Genomic DNA, 17783 nt, shown 5'->3' on the forward strand with positions numbered 1-17783 from the left:
TTAGTAAAATTATGGGAAGGTCTGTTTATAAATGAATGTGTGATTTTTAAATTTTTCCGCCTGCAGCTTTATAATATTGTAAAGCTTTCGGCATGTGTTTCTCTAAATCTGCTCTTCGTGTATCCGGATTCGGGTGAGTTGAAAGGAATTCCGGTGGTCTGCTGCCGCTGGAAGCGCTTTCCATACGCTGCCAGAAAGGCTGAGCTTCGCGTGGATCATATCCCGCCATCGCCATCAGGTAAAGCCCCATTTCATCAGCTTCTAGCTCTTGGCTTCGTCCGTATTTCAAAAGGGCAACCTGCGCACCGATCGGATAAGCCTGTTGGAAAATTGCCGCCAGTTGTCCGTTAGAAATTGTACTTCCTAAAATTGCTCCACCATATTGAGCAACCATTGCCTGCGAAATTCTTTCGTTACCGTGACCTGCCAGGGCGTGAGAAATTTCATGACCTAATACCACCGCTAAACCTGTGTCAGTTTTGGTAATCGGGAAAATTCCGGTATAAACTGCCACTTTTCCGCCTGGCATTGCCCAGGCATTAATTGCTTTATCATCGATGAGGTTAAATTCCCACTGATAATTCGCGATATCTGCTTCACGACCGATACCACGGTAATAATTAGTCGCTGCATTTTTAATTCTTAATCCTACATTAGTTACGCTTTTCGCCTGACTTGTGCCCGAAACAACTTTAGCTTTAGAAAGCGTTTCGCGATATTGTTGTAAAGCCATCGCCTGGATTTCCTGATCGTTGGCTAACTGAAGAGTTTTTCTGCCGGTAATCGGGTTCGTAGTACACGCAAACATCATCACAGATACAATGCTGAGCCCGATGAATTTATTTAATTTTTTCATAGTGGTAATTGTTGATTTGTTTCCTTTAAACAATTTTTATTCCAAATGAAAATTAATAGAATTATTGCATAATTTTTGCTACCTGCTAATTTAAACGGCAAATACGCATAATTGCCGTAAAATATTGGAAAAACCAATACCTTTAAAACAAAAATATTCTCCTATGAAAAATTTAATTACAATCCTCAGCTCTCTATTTATATTTATTTTCTTAAGTTCGTGCGGTACACAAAGCACCATTCCTTCGGAAAAAGTGCAGAGTTTGGTGGAAAGCGGCGAGTTTACCTTTATGGCAGAACACGCAAATCCCACAAATTATGACGTAATCAAGATCATGAATTCCTTCCCGACCGGCGGTTCTTCGCAAATGTTGTCTTTGGACGCAGGCTACACCATCGAACTGAAAAAAAATGAAGTGGATGTCGTGATGCCTTATTTCGGCAGAATGTACACCTCATCGATGAAAAGCGATAATTCCTTTAGATTTACTTCGAAAGAATTTACGGTAAACCGTGCGGAGGGCTCCAAAGGCAGTTCTGTCTTTGTCATCATGCCTACCGACCAGCAAATCGTCACAAAGATTGTGATGGAAGTTTTCAAAAACGGAAAAACTTACGTTGCAATCCAGTCAACCGACCGACAACCGATAACCTACGACGGTTACATTACGGCGAACACGACTACAGCTGCTGATTAATTCTTCAGCAGCGTGTCCACAAATAATTTTGCTTCTGAACTTGGGTTGACTTCCAGTTCGGAAGCCTTTTTTTTATGCGAATCATACAACATTTCGCCGTCGTTGCCGGATTTTGTTTTCTGAAGAATAAATTGTTTTACCCAATAATCAAAACGTTTTTCCGCCTGTTTTTTCCGGGTTGCTAAAAACGAAAAATTTGCCATTTTAAGGGCAATAAATTCCTGAATCTTTTCATAGACCGATTCCAAACCTTTGTTTTCCAGCGCGGAACCAAGCAAAACGGGAACTTTCCAGTTTTTCTCTTTTTCGGGCATGAAATGTAAAGCGCGTAGCAGTTCTATTTTGGTGTTTTTAGCAATTTGATGGTTTTGGTCTTCAACTTTATTAATGAAAATCATATCCACCATTTCCATAACGCCGCGCTTAATTCCCTGCAGTTCATCGCCGCCGCCTACAATTTTCAGAAAGACAAAAACATCGGTAATGTCCGAAACCAAAACTTCGCTTTGCCCCACGCCCACGGTTTCAATCAAAATATAATCGTAGCCGGCAGCTTCACATAAAAGCATACTTTCAAAAGTTGCGTTGGCGATTCCGCCTAAATATCCGGAAGTTGGACTCGGACGGATAAAAGCGTTTTTTTCGCGCGCCAATTCTTCCATCCGTGTTTTATCACCGAGAATTGAACCTTTATTCAGCGAAGAACTTGGATCGATGGCGAGCACGGCAACTTTTTTACCTGCTTTAATGGCAATTTTTCCGAAATTTTCAATAAAAGTAGATTTTCCAGCGCCCGGCACGCCCGTAATTCCCACACGGACGGAATTGCCGGTAAACGGCATTATTGCCGTCAAAATTTCTTCCGCCTGATCCCGATGTTCCGGCTTTTTACTTTCAACCAAAGTGATGGCTTTGGCGAGCAATCTTTTGTCGCCAGCACCCAAACCGTCGATTAATTGGGAAGTAGAAAAGGTTTTCATCTACTTCAAAAATACAAATTCTTTTCAGAAGAAATCGGGCAGTTTTGGTTTTCAAAATATTTTAAATGTTTGTTCAGTACTTCAAAAATTTAATTTAAAATGAAAATCGCTATTTTTGAAAGACTGATAACATAAAATCTAAAAATGAATAACATTAATAATTTAAAAAAAAACACCTTTAAACCGGCAATTTTTTTAGCTTTTGCTTTTGCTGTAACCGCAACTACCATTTCGTGTACGCCGAAAGTCCAGGCTGAAGAGGACCGAAAATTTTCCACGGAATATTTAGCGCAGGGACAAACGATTTTTCAGAATTCCTGTGCAAAATGCCACGATTTACCAGATCCTTCGGAACATTCTGCCGAAGCCTGGACCGGAATTTTAGCTGAAATGGCACCGAAAGCAAAACTCAATGCAACTCAACACGAAATGGTGTACAATTATATTATTTCCGCAAGAAATTAAAAAAAATGACCAAACCTGAAATCACCTGGGCAGATTTTGAAAAACTGGACATCCGAACGGGCACCATTACGGCGGTCGCGGATTTTCCGTTGGCGAAAAATCCGGCTTATCAGCTTGAAATTGATTTCGGCGAGTTGGGAATTAAAAAATCTTCAGCACAGATTACGGAACTTTATACCAAAGAAAATCTCATCGGAACACAAATTCTTGCTGTGGTGAACTTTCCGAAAAAACAAATCGCGAATTTTATGAGCGAATGTCTGGTGCTCGGGATTTATGGTAAAAACAAAGAAGTTATTTTGGTTTCACCAGCACAAAAAGTTGGAAACGGCTTGTCTCTCGGATAAAATATTAAAAAACGCAGATTATGATTCAAAATATTCCTTTAGAAAAGATTCTATTTTTAGATATTGAAACCGTGCCGCAGGTTGGCCATTGGGACGAGCTGCACGAAACTGACCAATATCTTTGGGACAAAAAAACGCGTTTCCAGCGGAAAGAAGAGTTTTCTCCTGCGGAATTTTACCACGAAAGAGGCGGAATTATGGCGGAATTCGGAAAAATTATCTGCATTTCGGTGGGAATTTTAGAAAAAAGCGAAAGACTTCTGATCAAAAGTTTCTACGGCGACGATGAAAAAAAGCTGCTGGAAGAATTCGGTGAAATTTTCAACCGACCAAAATTGCGTGACGTGGTTTTATGCGCACACAATGGTAAAGAGTTTGACTTTCCGTGGATAGCGCGTCGCTTTTTAATCAACGGAATGCAGCCGCCGACACCATTTCAGCTTTACGGCAAAAAACCCTGGGAAATTCCGCATCTGGACACGATGGAACTGTGGAAGTTTGGTGATTACAAATCTTTTGTCTCGCTGGAACTTTTAGCACATATTTTCGGAATTCCAACACCGAAAGATGACATCGACGGTTCACAGGTTTCCTCAATTTACCATATAGAAAAAGACTTATTTAGAATCGTTCAATATTGTGAAAAAGATGTCTTAACTTTGGCAAATGTTTTCCGGCGCATGCGTCAGGAAGATTTATTAGACAAAATTGGAAGCTAAAGTTGAAATAAGAATGAAATATACAGACGACCAGATAGCCGAAATTGGCGAAAATATTATTGTAAATCTTAAAACCGTGTACGACCCGGAAATTCCGGTGGACATTTATGAACTGGGACTTATCTACGACGTACAGATTTCCGATGAAGGCGCCGTAAAAGTCATTATGACTTTAACAACACCAAACTGTCCGGTAGCGGAAAGTTTACCGGCTGAAGTAAGGGAAAAAGTCTCCGAGGTTGAAGGTGTGAAAGAAGTTGACCTCGACCTTACTTTCGAACCAGCCTGGAACAAAGATATGATGAGTGAAGAAGCCCGCTTCGAACTTGGAATGATTTAAAAAAAAAGCCGCTAAAAGCGGCTTTTTTTGTGATTTATAAATGTCCGTATTCAAACAGAACAGTTCGTTGAACATTCGGGTGAATGGAAAGCGCCACCGGGCAATTTAAGGCCGTTTCTTCGATGAATTTCTTTTCATTCTCCGTATAATTTCCAGGAAAACGCACGATGCAGAAAATGGTGCCGATTCTTTTCGGTTGCGGATGCGTAGATTTTTTCAAGTCGCATTTCGCGCCGGTGATATCAATGCCACGTTCTTTTCCCAAAACAGCCACTGCCATCAGCATGGACTGTCCCAGCGAAATACCAAATAAATCCGAAGGTGAGAACATTTCAGAAGTTCCGCCTTCCCGCACGGGCGCACAGGTAATGATTTCGGCGCCGGATTTTTCATGTTTCGAAACGATTTTTTTATCGCCCAAATAAGTAATTGTTGATGTCATAGCAGTGTTTTTTGTTCTTATAAAGATACCAAAATAAAACACGCTTTGTTCTAAGAATCACCTAATTAATATCATAAAACCGAAAAATCTGCCGCTTTAAGGGCAAATTTTTTAATTTTAAAAATCTCAGCTGTCGTAGGTGAAACTGATGGTTTTCTTTAAATCTGAACTCAGCGACAAAGCCACCGGGCAGTTGTACGCTGTTTCTTCGAGGAATTTTTTCTCATCCTCGCTGAAATTTCCTTTTATGTGAACATCGCAAACGATTTCTGCAATTTTTCGCGGCTTCGGGTTCATATTTTTCTGAACTTCCGCATAAGAACCATCGATTGAAATTCCGCGGTCTTTACCTAAAATCGCAATGGTTGTCAGCATACATTGCGCTAAAGAAGTCGCGCAAAGATCGGTTGGTGAAAACGCTTCACCTTTTCCGTGGTTATCTGTCGGCGCATCAGTATAAATGATGGTTCCGGACTGTAAATGTTCGGATTCGCAGCGTAAATCGCCGGAATAAATAACTTTTGAAGTTGCCATAATTTTAAAAAATTTGGTTAAAAATGGAAGATATTTTTGGCTCTGTTAAAAGCGCTTTCAAAATTGAGCAAATTCAGCGAATGATCAATCTTTTCGGAGGCCATAAAATTAATGATTTGCTCAGTCGGCATATTTCCTACGAGTTCGTCATTTGCCATGGGACAGCCGCCGATTCCTTTAATTGCTGAATCAAAACGGCGACAGCCATTATCGTAAGCGGCTTTTAATTTTGAGTAAGAATCCTGATATCGGTTATGGAAATGCGCACCGAAATCGATGTGCGGATATTTTTTTGGAATTAATGAAAAAAGCTGTGCAATTTGCTCGGCAGTTCCCGTTCCCGTAGTGTCGGAAAGCAAAATATTTTTAATGCCGATATCGCTGAAACGCTGCGCCCATTTATCAATCTCTTCCGCGGTCCAAACATCGCCGTACGGATTCCCGAAAGCCATTGAAAAATAAACGTTTAAAATTCGGCCGTCTTTTTCCAGAAGCGCCGTAATCTTTTTGATTTCATTAAAGGCTTCTTCGCGGCTTTTATTGGTGTTTCTGTGTTGAAAAGTTTCGGAAAGTGAAAACGGAAAACCCAAAATATCTACGGATTGATGTTTCAAGGCCTTTTCGGCGCCGCGAAAATTTGCCACAATCACCGAAAGTTTGGTGTTGGAAATGCTTTTATCGATTCTGTCCAAGACCACACCGGAATCCGCCATTTGCGGAATGCTTTTCGGCGAGACAAAACTGCCGCAGTCCAGCACATCAAAACCAACCGCCATCAGCGCATTAATATAGTCGATTTTGGTATCGGTCGGTATAAAATCTGGCCAACCTTGCATGGCGTCGCGCGGACATTCGGTTAAAAACATTTTTCCTTTTTGGTTTTCTCAAATATACCAAAACTTTAAAAAACGGCTAAAAAAACCCGGAAAAAATTTTAATAAGCTGAGGATGTATATTTTAGGAAAGAAATACGCTGAAGCGCAGCAAAAATAATTCCTAAATCTTGGGCGGGGCTCAACCTAAAATTTTAACTTTGTTAAAAATACTTTATAATGACAAGCATCGATTTTAATCTTGACTGGAAACTGAAGCTGCAAAACCGCTTTATCACTTATGCAAAAATATATTCTACCAGCGATCCGGAGAGCGAATTCACGCCATCAACTCCGCAACAGTGGGACATTGCGAACTATATTTTTGAAGAACTGAAAACCCTTGGTTTAAGCGATGTTTCGATTGATGAAAACGGTTATATTTATGCCTATGTTCCTTCAAATCTTGAAAATGATGATGAACCTGTCGTAGGTTTTATCTCGCATTATGACACCTCACCAGACTTTAATGGAAAAGATGTAAAACCGCAAATTTGGGACGATTACGACGGAAAAGATCTGGTTTTAAATAAAGAAACCGGTTTTACTCTTTCACCATCAAAATTTGAAACGTTAAAAGATTATATAGGGAAAACATTAATTACCACCGACGGAACTTCATTGCTTGGCGCTGATGACAAGGCCGGTATTGCCGAAATTGTAACCGCCGCGGAATTTTTGCTTGCACATCCGGAAATTAAGCACGGAAAAATCGCTATTGGTTTCACACCGGACGAGGAAATCGGGCGTGGCGCGCATAAATTTGATGTTGAAAAATTTGGTGCTGAATGGGCGTATACCATGGACGGTTCTGAAGTTGGTGAGCTGGAATATGAAAACTTTAATGCTGCCGGCGCGGTGGTGAAAATTCACGGACTGAGCGTTCATCCGGGATACGCTTATGGTAAAATGGTAAATTCCGCCCTTTTAGCGGCGGATTTTATTAAGATGTTGCCGGAAAATGAAACACCGGGAACTACGAGAGAATTTGAAGGTTTCTACCATTTAATGGAAGTGAAAGCGGACATTTCTGAAGCGAAACTTCAGTACATCATCCGCGATCATGACAGCGAAAAGTTTGAAGCACGAAAAAAATTCATCACCGATCAGGTAGCAGAATTTAATAAAAAATTCGGTGAAGGAACGGCAGAAATTGAGATTAAAGAGCAATACCGAAATATGAAGCAGCAGTTTGAAGGAAAAATGCACATCATTGATATTGCAGAACAGGCTTTGAAAGACGCGAACATCGAACCTAAGATCAAAGCTATTCGCGGCGGTACAGACGGCGCACAGCTATCTTATATGGGTTTACCTTGCCCGAATATTTTCGCGGGTGGCATGAACTTCCACGGACCATACGAATATGTGGCGCTGGAATCCATGGAAAAGGCGGTGAAAGTGATCATCAACATCGCGAAAGCGGTAAAGAAGAAATAATTTTAAATAATATCTTCATGGGGAAACCTTCACCTTTTGGTGGAGGTTTTTTTGCCTTAAAAACATTCTTTTTCAACCACAAAAGGCACGAAGAGTAATTTTCAGGCTGCCTAAGAGAAGAACAAAACGGTTCGCGCAAAAGAACTTAAAGCTTTTAATTTGGCAGTTTAAAAGTATATAAAACAAAAAGCCATCACATTTCTGTGATGGCTTTGCTCCTCTTCTTGGGCTCGAACCAAGGACCCTCTGATTAACAGTCAGATGCTCTAACCAACTGAGCTAAAGAGGAGTGTTTCTCTTTGCTGTAAGCGTTTGCAAATATAAAAACTTTTTTAATTCTGCCAAAATTATTTCAGATAATTTTTTAGAATTTTCCGGTAATCCATTTTAAAATGTCATTTCCAAAAATTAGCACCATTAAGCCCAGTAAAAATATCACGCCGATCATTTGCGCGTTTTCCAGAACTTTCTGCGGTACAGGCTTGCCCGTGATCATTTCCCAAAGCGTAAACATCACATGCCCGCCATCTAATCCCGGAATCGGAATTAAGTTAAGGAACGCCAACCAAACTGAAAACATGGCAGTAAAACTCCAGAAAAACTCCCAATTGATGGTTTCCGGCATCTGCTTGATGATCCCGATCGGTCCCGAAACTTTCTTATAACCTTCGGTTTTGGTATTAAAGACAATTTTAAACTGCTTGATCTGCATAGTAAGCACATCAATTGTTCTGGTTAATCCGCGCGGAATTGCTTCTGCCCAGGTATATTCTTTTTTAACGCGTGTTTTTTCGAATTCCTGCTGGATGATCGAGCTGTCTGCACCAAAACCTAATTCACCTTTTGCATCGACTTTTAAATCGATGTTTTGCTTCGCGTTGTTTCGTTCAATATTTAATTCAACATTCTGATTTTTATGCTGGGAAAGCTCAGAAACCAGTTGGTCGAAATACTGAACCGATTTACCGTTAACTCCAACAATTTTATCACCTTTCAGCAATCCAGAGTTTTTCGCTGCACCATTTGGTAATAAAGAATCTACAACAACCGGAAATCTTGGTCCGAAATAGGCTTTTGCTTCGTTATCAGCCAAAATTTCGGCAACGCCGTCTTCATTTACCGGAAAAGTAACTTCTTTGCCATCGCGCAAAACTGTCACTTCATTGGCAAAAAGCATATTTATTGTGGAGGTTTCCATTCGGTCTGCCTTCTTTCCGTCAATTTTTAAAATTTTATCGCCGGTTTGCAAACCCATTTTTTTGGCAGCCGGAGAGACTGAAATTCCGTTTTCAAATTTAGAATTTTGGTGGAAAGTTTCGCCTTTAAAATAACTTAAAGAAGAATAGATCAGCCACGCCAGAAAAAAGTTTACGGTAACACCACCCAGCATGATGATCAGTCGCTGCCATGCCGGTTTACTGCGGAATTCCCAAGGTTCTGCTGGTTTTTTCAGCTGCTCGGTATCCATACTTTCGTCCACCATTCCCGCGATTTTCACGTAACCGCCAAAGGGCAACCAGCCTATACCGTATTCGGTACCGCGGATTTTAATTTTTGCGAGGGAAAACCAGGGATCAAAAAAAAGATAGAATTTTTCCACCTTGGTTTTAAAAAGTTTGGCCGGGATAAAATGTCCTAATTCATGAAGGACCACCAGAATTGAAATACTGAGTATAAATTGAAATAACTGAATTAATGTCATTGATAATTTTTAATAATATGTAAAGATTGCGAAGGTACGAATTCTCAAAAGTATGCCAAAAGAAAAAGGCTCTCAAAATGAGAACCTTTTGTCTGAATTATCGTGCGTTTGCTATAAGTTAAACGAAACCCCAATGCTTCCGTTATTTCCAGCTTCAAGATAAAGACCGAAATTGTCGTTGAAGAAATATCTTACCCCCACGTGAGCACCAAAGTAAGTACCGCTTTTACCTAAAAGACCTAAATCAATACCTGGATAAATGTCCCAGTTTTCCGGTAAACCAAGTGGCTCCTGTAGGTGAAAGTTCAAACGACCGAATACACCGAAATCATCATCTGCATACTTATCGTTGTTATGATCGAAAAAGAAATTCGCACCAGCTCCCAAAGAAATGATGTTAGACAATCCATAATCGTAAGTTCCCGTAATACCAGTACCATAGCCCCAACCGTTAAAACCTACCTGGATTTTTTGGTCGCCTCTACCGTTCCACGCTTGTGCGAATGCCATTTGCCCCATTAGGAGCATAGCGCATACTAAGACTAGCTTTTTCATAATTTCTAAATTTTTAATGTTATTAATGATGATTTTCCTTATTCAAAAATAAGACCACTTTATGATTTTCTTAACTTTTTAACTTAAAAAATCGTATATTTAGTTGAAATTGTACTGTCGTGAATAATCTTAAAATATCCGCTCCGCACTTCGATATCATCTGGAAAGACAAAAATGCCAACTTCCGGAACATCGAAGAAAAATTCGCTGCTATTCAGGCAGATATTTTGGTTTTACCTGAAATGTTTTCAACCGGATTTTATATGCAGGCTGAAGAAATTGCGGATCAAAAAGAAGAGACCCTCAACTGGATGCGCAGCTTTGCGAAAGAAAAAAATATTGCCGTGTGTGGAAGTGCTTCGGTGAAAGAAAACAAGCGTTTTGTGAACCGTTTTTATTTTGTGGAACCTTCGGGCGAATACCAGTATTACGACAAACGCCATCTTTTTTCCTATTCCGGCGAAGACAAGACCTATTCCGCAGGCAGCGAAAGAATCATTGTAAGTTATAACGGCTGGCGAATCCTTCTCCAGGTTTGCTACGATTTGCGGTTTCCGGTTTTTTCCAGAAATAACGGCGATTATGATGCAATTTTTTACGTCGCCAATTGGCCTTCCACAAGAATTGACGCCTGGAAAACTTTATTGAAAGCGCGCGCTATTGAAAATCAATCTTACGTTCTTGGCGTAAACCGAATTGGAATTGATGGAAATAATCTGGAATATCCCGAAAGCAGCTATTGCTTTTTCGCGGATGGTGAAGAAATTTCTTCCGGCAAAAACGGCATTTTTTCTGCAAATTTAGACTCGGAAAAACTGCAAAAAAACCGGCAAAAATTTCCCTTTCTTTCGGATCGCGACGAATTTAAAATCCTGTAAATCAGGAGTATTGTTTAAGCAAATTGGTGAGCGTGTTCACATCGTGCACGCCACTTTCCTTCCAAAGCAGCTGACCATTTTTGAAAACCGCTAAAGTCGGAACCCCGCGTACACCGTATTGCGAGGCGATTGCCGGAAACTGGTCCACATCAATTTTCACGATTCTGGCATCGTTGCCAATGTTTTCTTTCACCGTTGTAAGCACCGAGGACTGTACTTTACACGGCCCGCACCATGTTGCAAAAAAATCAATGAGAACCGGGCGTTCAGAATTGATGAGTTCTTGAAATTTCTGTGACATAATTTTAAGTTTTATTTGGTCAAAAAAGGAAATAAAAATTACCCTTTATTTCACCTCTTTTTTTAAAGGAATCTCGCATGCTCCGCCGGCGCATCCTAATTTAAATAGTGCCATTACAGCAAAATACACTCCAAAAGGTATCATCCACCAAACTCTGTCATTCACCGCAATCAGGACAAAAAATAATCCCGCGCAGAAATAAAGCACTCTGCTCAGTGACCAGTTTTTGAAAATGTTATTCTTCATTTTAAAATTGAAAATTCATTTTTTGAAGCATTGAGAATTTCGGAAAATTTGCCCGAAAAGCGGCTAAAAAATTTATTTAAAAAATATCAGGCTTTGATGTCCTTTTTTTTCGATTTATCAAAAGTTGAAAACATCAGATACCCCATCAGCATTCCGTATGCCGAGGAATTAAATGGCTTTGAAGTTATCGCGCAAGTGCCCGTGTTGCAACCAATAAAATGATAGTACGCATAACCCAAAATTCCTCCTACAAAAATGCCGATAATGCCGAGTTTATATTTGTTAAAAAATTCCATTATCATTACAATTCCTGTGCGACGGTGAATAAATTTTCCTCGGAAAGGCCGGTAACTTCGTGTTCTACACCAACCGGAATTTCGTACACATCAAACTGGCGAAAATGAAACTGCTCATTTTCCATCACGAAATTTATTTCACCTTTTAATACCACCAAAGTTGACGGCACCGGAGCTGTATGCTTTTTCAAAACGCCGTTTTGACCTAAAGCAACCGCAAAATATTTCAGTTTGTCGGTCTTTTTTATCGAAAAAACATTTGCTTTTTCGCTGCTGTAAGTGATATTTTCTGATATATTCGTCATTTCTTTTCGTCTTTAATGGCTTCTACGTTGTTTAATGTTTTCGCGTTGTACACGGTGTTCACGCCGTTTTTCTTCAAAATTTCTACCGCTTCACCGGCTTGTCTCCCGGAATTGCAAAAAACCACCACGTTTTTACCTTTCAGCAAACCAAGGTTGTTTTGAAGTTCAGCTAAGGGAATATTTATTGCGCCCTCTGCGGTTTTCTTCTCGAACTGTTCCGGAACTCTTACATCTACCAAAACGGTTTCGGAGTCCAAAACCATTGGTTTAATTTCAGTTCTGTCGGCATTTGACACTACTGCTTTTTGAGTTTGACATGATGCCACAAATGCGGATATCATCATCAATAACACTAACTTTTTCATCTTCATTAAATTTTAGATTGGCAGACAAAATTGCTTTTCGGAACTTTGGTTTCTTTAATCTTGGAAAAACCACCTTCAATCTCGGTAAAATTGCGGATTCCGCGGAAATTTAAGATACTTGCGGCAATCATGCTCCGGTATCCGCCCGCGCAGTGAACGTAGAAATGTTCATTTGGATTAATGGTAAGCGCCCAGTCATTAATTTCAACCAATGGTTTACTGAAGGCTTCATTTACATGTTCCGCTTCATATTCCGATGGTTTTCTCACGTCTAAAACGACCGATTTTTCCGAAAATTCTTCTGCAAAAGTTTCTGCTGAAATCCTTTTAACCTTGTCTATTTCTTTCCCGGATTTCTCCCAGGATTCAAAACCACCTTGCAGATAACCAATTACATGATCAAAACCTACCCGCGCTAATCTGGTGATTGATTCTTCTTCGGCACCAACTTCGGTAACCAAAAGAATTGGCTGCGCAACATCAACGATCATGGCACCAACCCACGGCGCAAAATCGCCTTTTAAACCGATATTTATTGAGTTTGGCACATAACCTTTGTGGAAGTCTGCAGCACTTCTTGTATCCAAAATTAGAGCTCCGGAATCTTCAGCAACATTCTCAAATTCTTCCGGTGAAAGCGGCTGTTTTCCTTTTTCTAAAATGGAATCGAAATCTTCGTAACCACCTTTATTCATGGCGACATTCATCCCGAAATATTTTGGTGGCGCCGCCAGACCGTCTAAAACTTCGGCAATAAAAGCTTCTTTATTTGGCTGATTGAGCGCGTAGTTTGTTTTTTTCTGATTTCCCAGCGTGTCTACAGTTTCTTTCTGCATATTTTTTCCGCATGCAGAACCCGCACCATGCGCCGGATACACCAAAATATCGTCCGGAAGCGGAATAATTTTTTGCTGCAGACTTTCGTATAAAATTCCGGCTAAATCTTCCTGCGTGATGCTGCCGGCTTTTTGCGCCAGATCCGGTCTGCCTACATCGCCCAAAAACAACGTGTCACCACTGAAAATCGCGGTTTCTTTTCCATTTTCATCGATGAGCAGAAAAGTGGAACTTTCCATGGTGTGACCCGGAGTGTGCAAAACTTTAATTTTCACCTTTCCAACTTCAAAAATCTGTCCGTCGGTTGCAATTATAGCCTCGAAATCCGGTGTTGCGGTCGGTCCATAGATAATTGGCGCGCCAGTTTTCCTTGAAAGATCCACGTGACCGGAGACAAAATCTGCATGAAAATGCGTTTCAAAAATATATTTCAATTTCACTCCGTCTTTTTCCAAACGGTCAAGATATGGTTTCGTTTCGCGCAGCGGATCGAAGATCACCGCCTCTTTTTCGGAAACGATATAATATGCGCCCTGCGCCAGACAGCCTGTATAAATTTGTTCTACCTTCATCATTTTTGTTTTTAAAATTTGAGATTTTTACCCGAAATAATCGGTAATTTTTTAGTCGGTTTTCGGGATTTCAAGATATTCAATGCTGTTTCCTTCAGCATCAGACAATTTTCCACCTGTCCCGATCTTGCCTTCCCACATCCATTTCTCGTTGGTGAAAACAGGTTCACCTTTGCTGGATATTTTTTTCGCAACCAAAATCTGCTCCGGTTCACCTTCCTTTTCCATTTTCATGGCAACGTCGTTTCCTTGCGCAAAATACGTTACTTTCAATGTTTCGCCTTTGGAATTTTTCAACTCTACCGCGTCCTGCATAAGACTTTCCTCTTTCGGATCGCTGGCTGCAACGGTGGAATTATTTTCCGTGTTAATCTGCTCTTTTTTCTGGCACGCCGTGAAAAGTGTGAAAGCAACTACTGCAATTATTAGTTTTTTCATTTTAATATTTTAAAAAAATCATTTTTGGTTTAAAAGCAACAGAAAAAATTCGGCCTTAAAAGCAGGTTTTTTTTGATTTTTTTCCGTTTTAATGTTTTAGCTTTAATTTTTACAAATTTACTTAAAATTTGCCGCAATACTTTATGACCTTGCGCAGCTAAAGACTGAAGTTTAAATTCAAATAAAAGTTTCGTCCGGGGCGCGGCAAATGGTTCCAGTCCGCGTAAGAAGTGTAATATCGGTTGAGTAAATTTTCAACACCGGCTTTCGCAAATAATTTGGTTTTACCAAAGCTGAAATTGTAGCCCGCGTTTAGATTTACAATAAAATACGCCGGAGTTTCGCTTTCACCATAATTTGCGGCAAAATTTCTGTGTTTTGAGTTTCCAGAAACTGAAGCTTCGGTAGAAAATTTGTTTTGAGCAAACCTCAGCGAACTCTGATAACTGAGCGGGCTCATAAACGGAAGATTTTGCCCGTCGCTGTCTTTTCCGCGCAGATATACGATTTGCGAATTCCATCTTAAAAGTTCCAAAAGCTGAAAATCAGCGTTTAAACTGATATTAAAAACGTCCGCGCTTTCTAAAGCGGAATATTTTTTCAGACCGCGTGCACCAATTGTCATCGGAACCAAACCTTGCACAATATTTCCCACGATATAGTCGGAGATTTTGAAATAAGACGAAGCCAGTTTCAGTTTATAATTTTTCTGTTTTAAACCTAAAAAAGCGTTTGCTTCAAACGACGTTTCATTTTTTAAACCCGGACTTCCGATGTAGTCGAATTTTTCAAAACTGTTGAAAAGATAAAACCCGTAACCTTCGGAAACAGACGGCGCGCGGTCGCCATAACCCAAGCCAAAACCAGCTTCAAAGCCATTTTTTTCGAAATTGTAATTTGCAGCTAAACTTTTTAGAAAGCGGGTTTTTTCGGCATTCATTTCGGGATAAAAAATCTGCAGGCTGCTTAATCCAAAATCGCTTTCGACTTTGTTTTGATGCAAAGTTGCAGAAGCAGAAAATTTAACGTCAGAATGCTCATTTATTTGAATTTTATCTTCCAGAAAAACAGTATGTGCAAGCGTTCCGACTTCCGGCCAAGTCAGCATAAACATCAGTTTTTCAGTTTTATCATTCGGATACATCGTCATTTCCGCGCGTGATTTATTGTAATATCCGGTACCGTTTAACAGAAAATTGTGCTGTTTAGCAGCGAATTTTAGTTGCGAATAATAACCAACGGTGGTGCTCCAGCCCGGCATATCCATGTGAATTTGCGTGTCGGGTCTTTTTGTATCGTCCATGCGGTGGGTGATAGTATTATAATAAATTTTAGTTTCCCAACTTTTCAGAAAATCGTTTTGCGGTAAAACCTGAAATTTCAACGAAGTGATGAGCGCTTCCGCAAGCGAAACATCCATCGGCAGTGCGGGATAACCAACATCGGTGGCTTTGTCATAAATTATTGAAGCTTCAAGAAGTTTATTCTCCGCTATTTTTGCGCCTGAAATGGCAGAAATATTCATTTTTTTAAACTGCGAGTATGGAATTTCCTGGTTATTTCCGGCTTTATAATTTTCAGCATCGCGCAACATAAAATTTACGTCGCTGTAAAATTGCGCGGTTTTATATTTCGCGCCGGCACCGAAAATTTTCTGAAGATTTACGCTTTCGAAACCGGTGTTCAGGTTAAAATTCCACTGCTCTTTTCCAAAAACTGATTTATTTCGCTTTAAATCAATAGAGCCGCCGATGGTGTTTCCGTGGCACGCGCCTCCTTGCCCGGAACTGATTTCAGCTTCCTGCAAATTCGAAATTTCCACATAAGACGTGATCGGATCCATTTTGTCGGTACACGCACCGAAAATCCGCATTCCATCGATGGTTACCAAAGTTCTTTCTGTGGGCAAACCGTTAATCTGCGGTTCCCAGGCATAGGCGCCGCGCTTTATCATATCTACTTTCGCCGATTTCTGCAAATATTCATCAATAGAACCCAGAGGTTTATTTTCTTTAGCGGAAAGTTTCGCAGTGCCAATAACAATTACTTCCTGAATGTGGTGAAGATTGCCGGAATCAAGCTGCAGCTGCGCATTTATATTTAAAGAAAAAAGGGCAAAACAGGGCAAAAAAATTAAATTTTTCATAGGAAATGTCGTATAACTTTCCGCTGTAATTTTTGAAAAAAATGCTTCTAAAGCAGGGTATAAATTCCCGCGATTTAATTCAACGAAAAGATTAGTTTTGAAAAAGTGTGTGCTAAATTTTAGAAATCAAGTTCAAAAAATAGAGAGCTCGCAGGATTAGCGTCTGTCACATCTTCACCTTTTAGCACTACTCCACGTTGATTCAGCAACTGTAAATTAATTTTCCAGTAACCGGTCATTGTTAAGGACATTTTTCCTTTGTAAAGTCCGCCGGCGGCTGATTGCGTTGCTGCGACATTGTTCGGTGAACTGTGATTTCCCATTCCCGGCATGCGCGGATCGAGTTTCACGCTGAGACCTTCTGCCACAGGATAACTCATCATGTCCTGCATTTTCCAGACACCGATTGTTACGTCATTTGTCGCCACTTTTGGTGAAATTGGCTCAACGTAAGCCACGATATATTTCACATTATCACTTCCAACAATTACATTCACTGTTTTTTTGATTGAAGCTGGAACAGACAAATTTCCAGTTGCAGAAAAATCTGCAGTTCCAATCGAATAGTCGATTTTTAAATTCCAGAATTCCATATTATTTTCCGGCATTTGAAAAACCATATAACCGCCATAAATTGTCGCGTCTTTCAATGTATTCTGCAATTCAGATTTCGGACAAGAATGTGTCATATTCATCATGTTCATCAGCGGTGTCCATTTTACATTCGCCGGTGTTTCGTACTGATTAGTTGCTTTGTTTTTAAAGCGAAGTTTCAAATCATTATAGCCCAATTGCGTGGTTCCGGTTTTGGAATAGAGTTCTATAATATGTGTTTCGTTGGTGATTTCTTTGATTTTAAGAAAGCCGTTGAGCTCGGTGTTTGTGGTTGGAATTATTTCATCGGAATCTGAAGTCCGACACGAGATAACAAGGAAAGCCAATGCCAGAAAGGCAAAAATATTTTTAAGGGAAAATTTCATTTTGATAGTTTTAAATATAACATGAGGTAAGCCGTTTCTTTTTGATAAAAAGAAAATAGCTGCTTATTTAATAAGCATTGAAAAAACGGATGTTGATGTTATATTTGCGGCGGATGCGGCAGAATTCCTGGAATGTATTCCGCTAAAAACTGGTCTTGATACGAAAATGTGGAAATTTCAGCATCGAAGCGCGCCTCTTTAATTATTGAAAAATTTGCCACTTTAGCCGGTAAAATATTGAACTCAAAAGAGTATTTCACCAAACTGAAAAAATTAGCCGTTTTTTCGCCATTTTTTTTCATTTGACATTTTCCGTGACAATCCATTTCCGGCTTGGTTTTATTGACGCAATAAATTTCATAAAAATCCCGGTTGATTTTATAGTCCAGCATAAACAAACCATCGCCGAAACTTGCGCCGAAAATAATGATTGAAAGAAGTAAGCTTATTGCCGGTTTCATGATAGAGCA

At 40.0% G+C, this 17783-nt stretch carries 24 protein-coding genes and 1 tRNA gene; 7 read left to right on the plus strand and 18 right to left on the minus strand.

Annotation, left to right across the window (positions count from 1 at the left end):
• Positions 1–46: 46 nt before the first annotated feature.
• Positions 47–856: a M48 family metallopeptidase gene (locus BMZ55_RS06135; protein ID WP_089819915.1), complete on the minus strand. Its 810-nt coding sequence runs from the start codon at positions 854–856 to the stop codon at positions 47–49.
• A 163-nt stretch (positions 857–1019) separates the two neighbouring features.
• On the opposite strand from BMZ55_RS06135, the gene BMZ55_RS06140 reads away from it, so the two are divergent.
• Positions 1020–1553, plus strand: coding sequence for a DUF4251 domain-containing protein (locus BMZ55_RS06140; protein WP_089819573.1), 534 nt, complete (start codon positions 1020–1022; stop codon positions 1551–1553).
• Here BMZ55_RS06140 and meaB read toward each other — a convergent pair.
• Positions 1550–2533 (minus strand): methylmalonyl Co-A mutase-associated GTPase MeaB, encoded by a 984-nt coding sequence (meaB, locus tag BMZ55_RS06145; RefSeq protein WP_089819574.1) that lies wholly within the window; start codon positions 2531–2533, stop codon positions 1550–1552. The two genes, BMZ55_RS06140 and meaB, sit on opposite strands and share 4 nt — an antisense overlap.
• Positions 2534–2677: 144 nt before the next feature.
• Between meaB and BMZ55_RS06150 the strand changes: the two genes are divergently transcribed.
• From BMZ55_RS06150 to BMZ55_RS06165, 4 genes are read left to right on the plus strand one after another with little or no spacing between them, the layout of a single operon-like run.
• The gene (locus BMZ55_RS06150; RefSeq protein WP_089819575.1) at positions 2678–2998 is read left to right on the plus strand and encodes a hypothetical protein; all 321 of its coding nucleotides are present in this window, start codon (positions 2678–2680) and stop codon (positions 2996–2998) included.
• A gap of 5 nt (positions 2999–3003) precedes the next feature.
• Complete coding sequence (locus BMZ55_RS06155) at positions 3004–3345, plus strand: tRNA-binding protein (RefSeq protein WP_089819576.1); 342 nt, start codon at positions 3004–3006, stop codon at positions 3343–3345.
• A gap of 20 nt (positions 3346–3365) precedes the next feature.
• Positions 3366–4064 carry a 3'-5' exonuclease gene (locus tag BMZ55_RS06160; protein WP_089819577.1) on the plus strand — a complete coding sequence of 233 codons (699 nt, stop codon included), beginning with the start codon at positions 3366–3368 and terminating at the stop codon, positions 4062–4064.
• 13 nt (positions 4065–4077) lie between these two features.
• A complete protein-coding gene (locus BMZ55_RS06165) occupies positions 4078–4404 on the plus strand; it encodes an SUF system Fe-S cluster assembly protein (RefSeq protein ID WP_039342712.1) in 327 nt (108 codons plus the stop codon).
• Positions 4405–4438: 34 nt separating this feature from the next.
• On the opposite strand, the gene BMZ55_RS06170 is transcribed toward BMZ55_RS06165, so the two are convergent.
• From BMZ55_RS06170 to BMZ55_RS06180, 3 genes are all read right to left on the minus strand, one after another.
• A complete protein-coding gene (locus BMZ55_RS06170; protein WP_039342057.1) occupies positions 4439–4846 on the minus strand; it encodes an OsmC family protein in 408 nt (135 codons plus the stop codon).
• A 126-nt stretch (positions 4847–4972) separates the two neighbouring features.
• On the minus strand, positions 4973–5380 hold the full coding sequence (locus tag BMZ55_RS06175) for an OsmC family protein (RefSeq protein WP_089819578.1): 408 nt from the start codon (positions 5378–5380) through the stop codon (positions 4973–4975).
• A gap of 17 nt (positions 5381–5397) precedes the next feature.
• The gene (locus BMZ55_RS06180; RefSeq protein ID WP_089819579.1) at positions 5398–6246 is read right to left on the minus strand and encodes a hydroxymethylglutaryl-CoA lyase; all 849 of its coding nucleotides are present in this window, start codon (positions 6244–6246) and stop codon (positions 5398–5400) included.
• Positions 6247–6432: 186 nt separating this feature from the next.
• On the opposite strand from BMZ55_RS06180, the gene pepT reads away from it, so the two are divergent.
• Complete coding sequence (gene pepT / locus BMZ55_RS06185; RefSeq protein WP_089819580.1) at positions 6433–7692, plus strand: peptidase T; 1260 nt, start codon at positions 6433–6435, stop codon at positions 7690–7692.
• A 215-nt stretch (positions 7693–7907) separates the two neighbouring features.
• Here pepT and BMZ55_RS06190 read toward each other — a convergent pair.
• From BMZ55_RS06190 to BMZ55_RS06200, 3 genes are all read right to left on the minus strand, one after another.
• Positions 7908–7981: transfer RNA gene (locus tag BMZ55_RS06190), tRNA-Asn, on the minus strand.
• Positions 7982–8056: 75 nt separating this feature from the next.
• Positions 8057–9394, minus strand: coding sequence for an RIP metalloprotease RseP (gene rseP, locus BMZ55_RS06195; RefSeq protein WP_089819581.1), 1338 nt, complete (start codon positions 9392–9394; stop codon positions 8057–8059).
• A gap of 111 nt (positions 9395–9505) precedes the next feature.
• The gene (locus BMZ55_RS06200; protein WP_233701911.1) at positions 9506–9904 is read right to left on the minus strand and encodes a DUF6646 family protein; all 399 of its coding nucleotides are present in this window, start codon (positions 9902–9904) and stop codon (positions 9506–9508) included.
• A 164-nt stretch (positions 9905–10068) separates the two neighbouring features.
• Here BMZ55_RS06200 and BMZ55_RS06205 point away from each other — a divergent pair, with 164 nt between their 5' ends.
• Positions 10069–10827 carry an amidohydrolase gene (locus BMZ55_RS06205; protein ID WP_089819582.1) on the plus strand — a complete coding sequence of 253 codons (759 nt, stop codon included), beginning with the start codon at positions 10069–10071 and terminating at the stop codon, positions 10825–10827.
• Position 10828: 1 nt separating this feature from the next.
• Here BMZ55_RS06205 and trxA read toward each other — a convergent pair whose 3' ends face one another.
• The 10 genes from trxA to BMZ55_RS06255 form a co-directional block, all read right to left on the minus strand.
• Positions 10829–11128: a thioredoxin gene (trxA, locus tag BMZ55_RS06210; protein WP_089819583.1), complete on the minus strand. Its 300-nt coding sequence runs from the start codon at positions 11126–11128 to the stop codon at positions 10829–10831.
• A gap of 45 nt (positions 11129–11173) precedes the next feature.
• Positions 11174–11374 carry a hypothetical protein gene (locus tag BMZ55_RS11320; RefSeq protein WP_089819584.1) on the minus strand — a complete coding sequence of 67 codons (201 nt, stop codon included), beginning with the start codon at positions 11372–11374 and terminating at the stop codon, positions 11174–11176.
• 86 nt (positions 11375–11460) lie between these two features.
• The gene (locus tag BMZ55_RS06220) at positions 11461–11670 is read right to left on the minus strand and encodes a DUF6132 family protein (protein WP_089819916.1); all 210 of its coding nucleotides are present in this window, start codon (positions 11668–11670) and stop codon (positions 11461–11463) included.
• Between the two features lie 5 nt (positions 11671–11675).
• Complete coding sequence (locus tag BMZ55_RS06225) at positions 11676–11975, minus strand: cupin domain-containing protein (protein WP_089819585.1); 300 nt, start codon at positions 11973–11975, stop codon at positions 11676–11678.
• Positions 11972–12340 carry a rhodanese-like domain-containing protein gene (locus tag BMZ55_RS06230; protein ID WP_177179787.1) on the minus strand — a complete coding sequence of 123 codons (369 nt, stop codon included), beginning with the start codon at positions 12338–12340 and terminating at the stop codon, positions 11972–11974. The genes BMZ55_RS06225 and BMZ55_RS06230 overlap by 4 nt, the downstream gene beginning before the upstream one ends.
• Before the next feature lie 5 nt (positions 12341–12345).
• The gene (locus tag BMZ55_RS06235; RefSeq protein ID WP_089819587.1) at positions 12346–13749 is read right to left on the minus strand and encodes an MBL fold metallo-hydrolase; all 1404 of its coding nucleotides are present in this window, start codon (positions 13747–13749) and stop codon (positions 12346–12348) included.
• 51 nt (positions 13750–13800) lie between these two features.
• Positions 13801–14187 carry a putative periplasmic lipoprotein gene (locus tag BMZ55_RS06240; protein WP_089819588.1) on the minus strand — a complete coding sequence of 129 codons (387 nt, stop codon included), beginning with the start codon at positions 14185–14187 and terminating at the stop codon, positions 13801–13803.
• Between the two features lie 157 nt (positions 14188–14344).
• A complete protein-coding gene (locus BMZ55_RS06245) occupies positions 14345–16333 on the minus strand; it encodes a TonB-dependent receptor plug domain-containing protein (protein WP_089819589.1) in 1989 nt (662 codons plus the stop codon).
• Positions 16334–16452: 119 nt separating this feature from the next.
• Positions 16453–17313, minus strand: coding sequence for a FixH family protein (locus tag BMZ55_RS06250; protein ID WP_089819590.1), 861 nt, complete (start codon positions 17311–17313; stop codon positions 16453–16455).
• Between the two features lie 98 nt (positions 17314–17411).
• On the minus strand, positions 17412–17774 hold the full coding sequence (locus tag BMZ55_RS06255; protein WP_089819591.1) for a hypothetical protein: 363 nt from the start codon (positions 17772–17774) through the stop codon (positions 17412–17414).
• Positions 17775–17783: the final 9 nt, after the last annotated feature.

It is taken from the genome of Kaistella treverensis (assembly GCF_900114045.1).
GTDB lineage: Bacteria > Bacteroidota > Bacteroidia > Flavobacteriales > Weeksellaceae > Kaistella > Kaistella treverensis.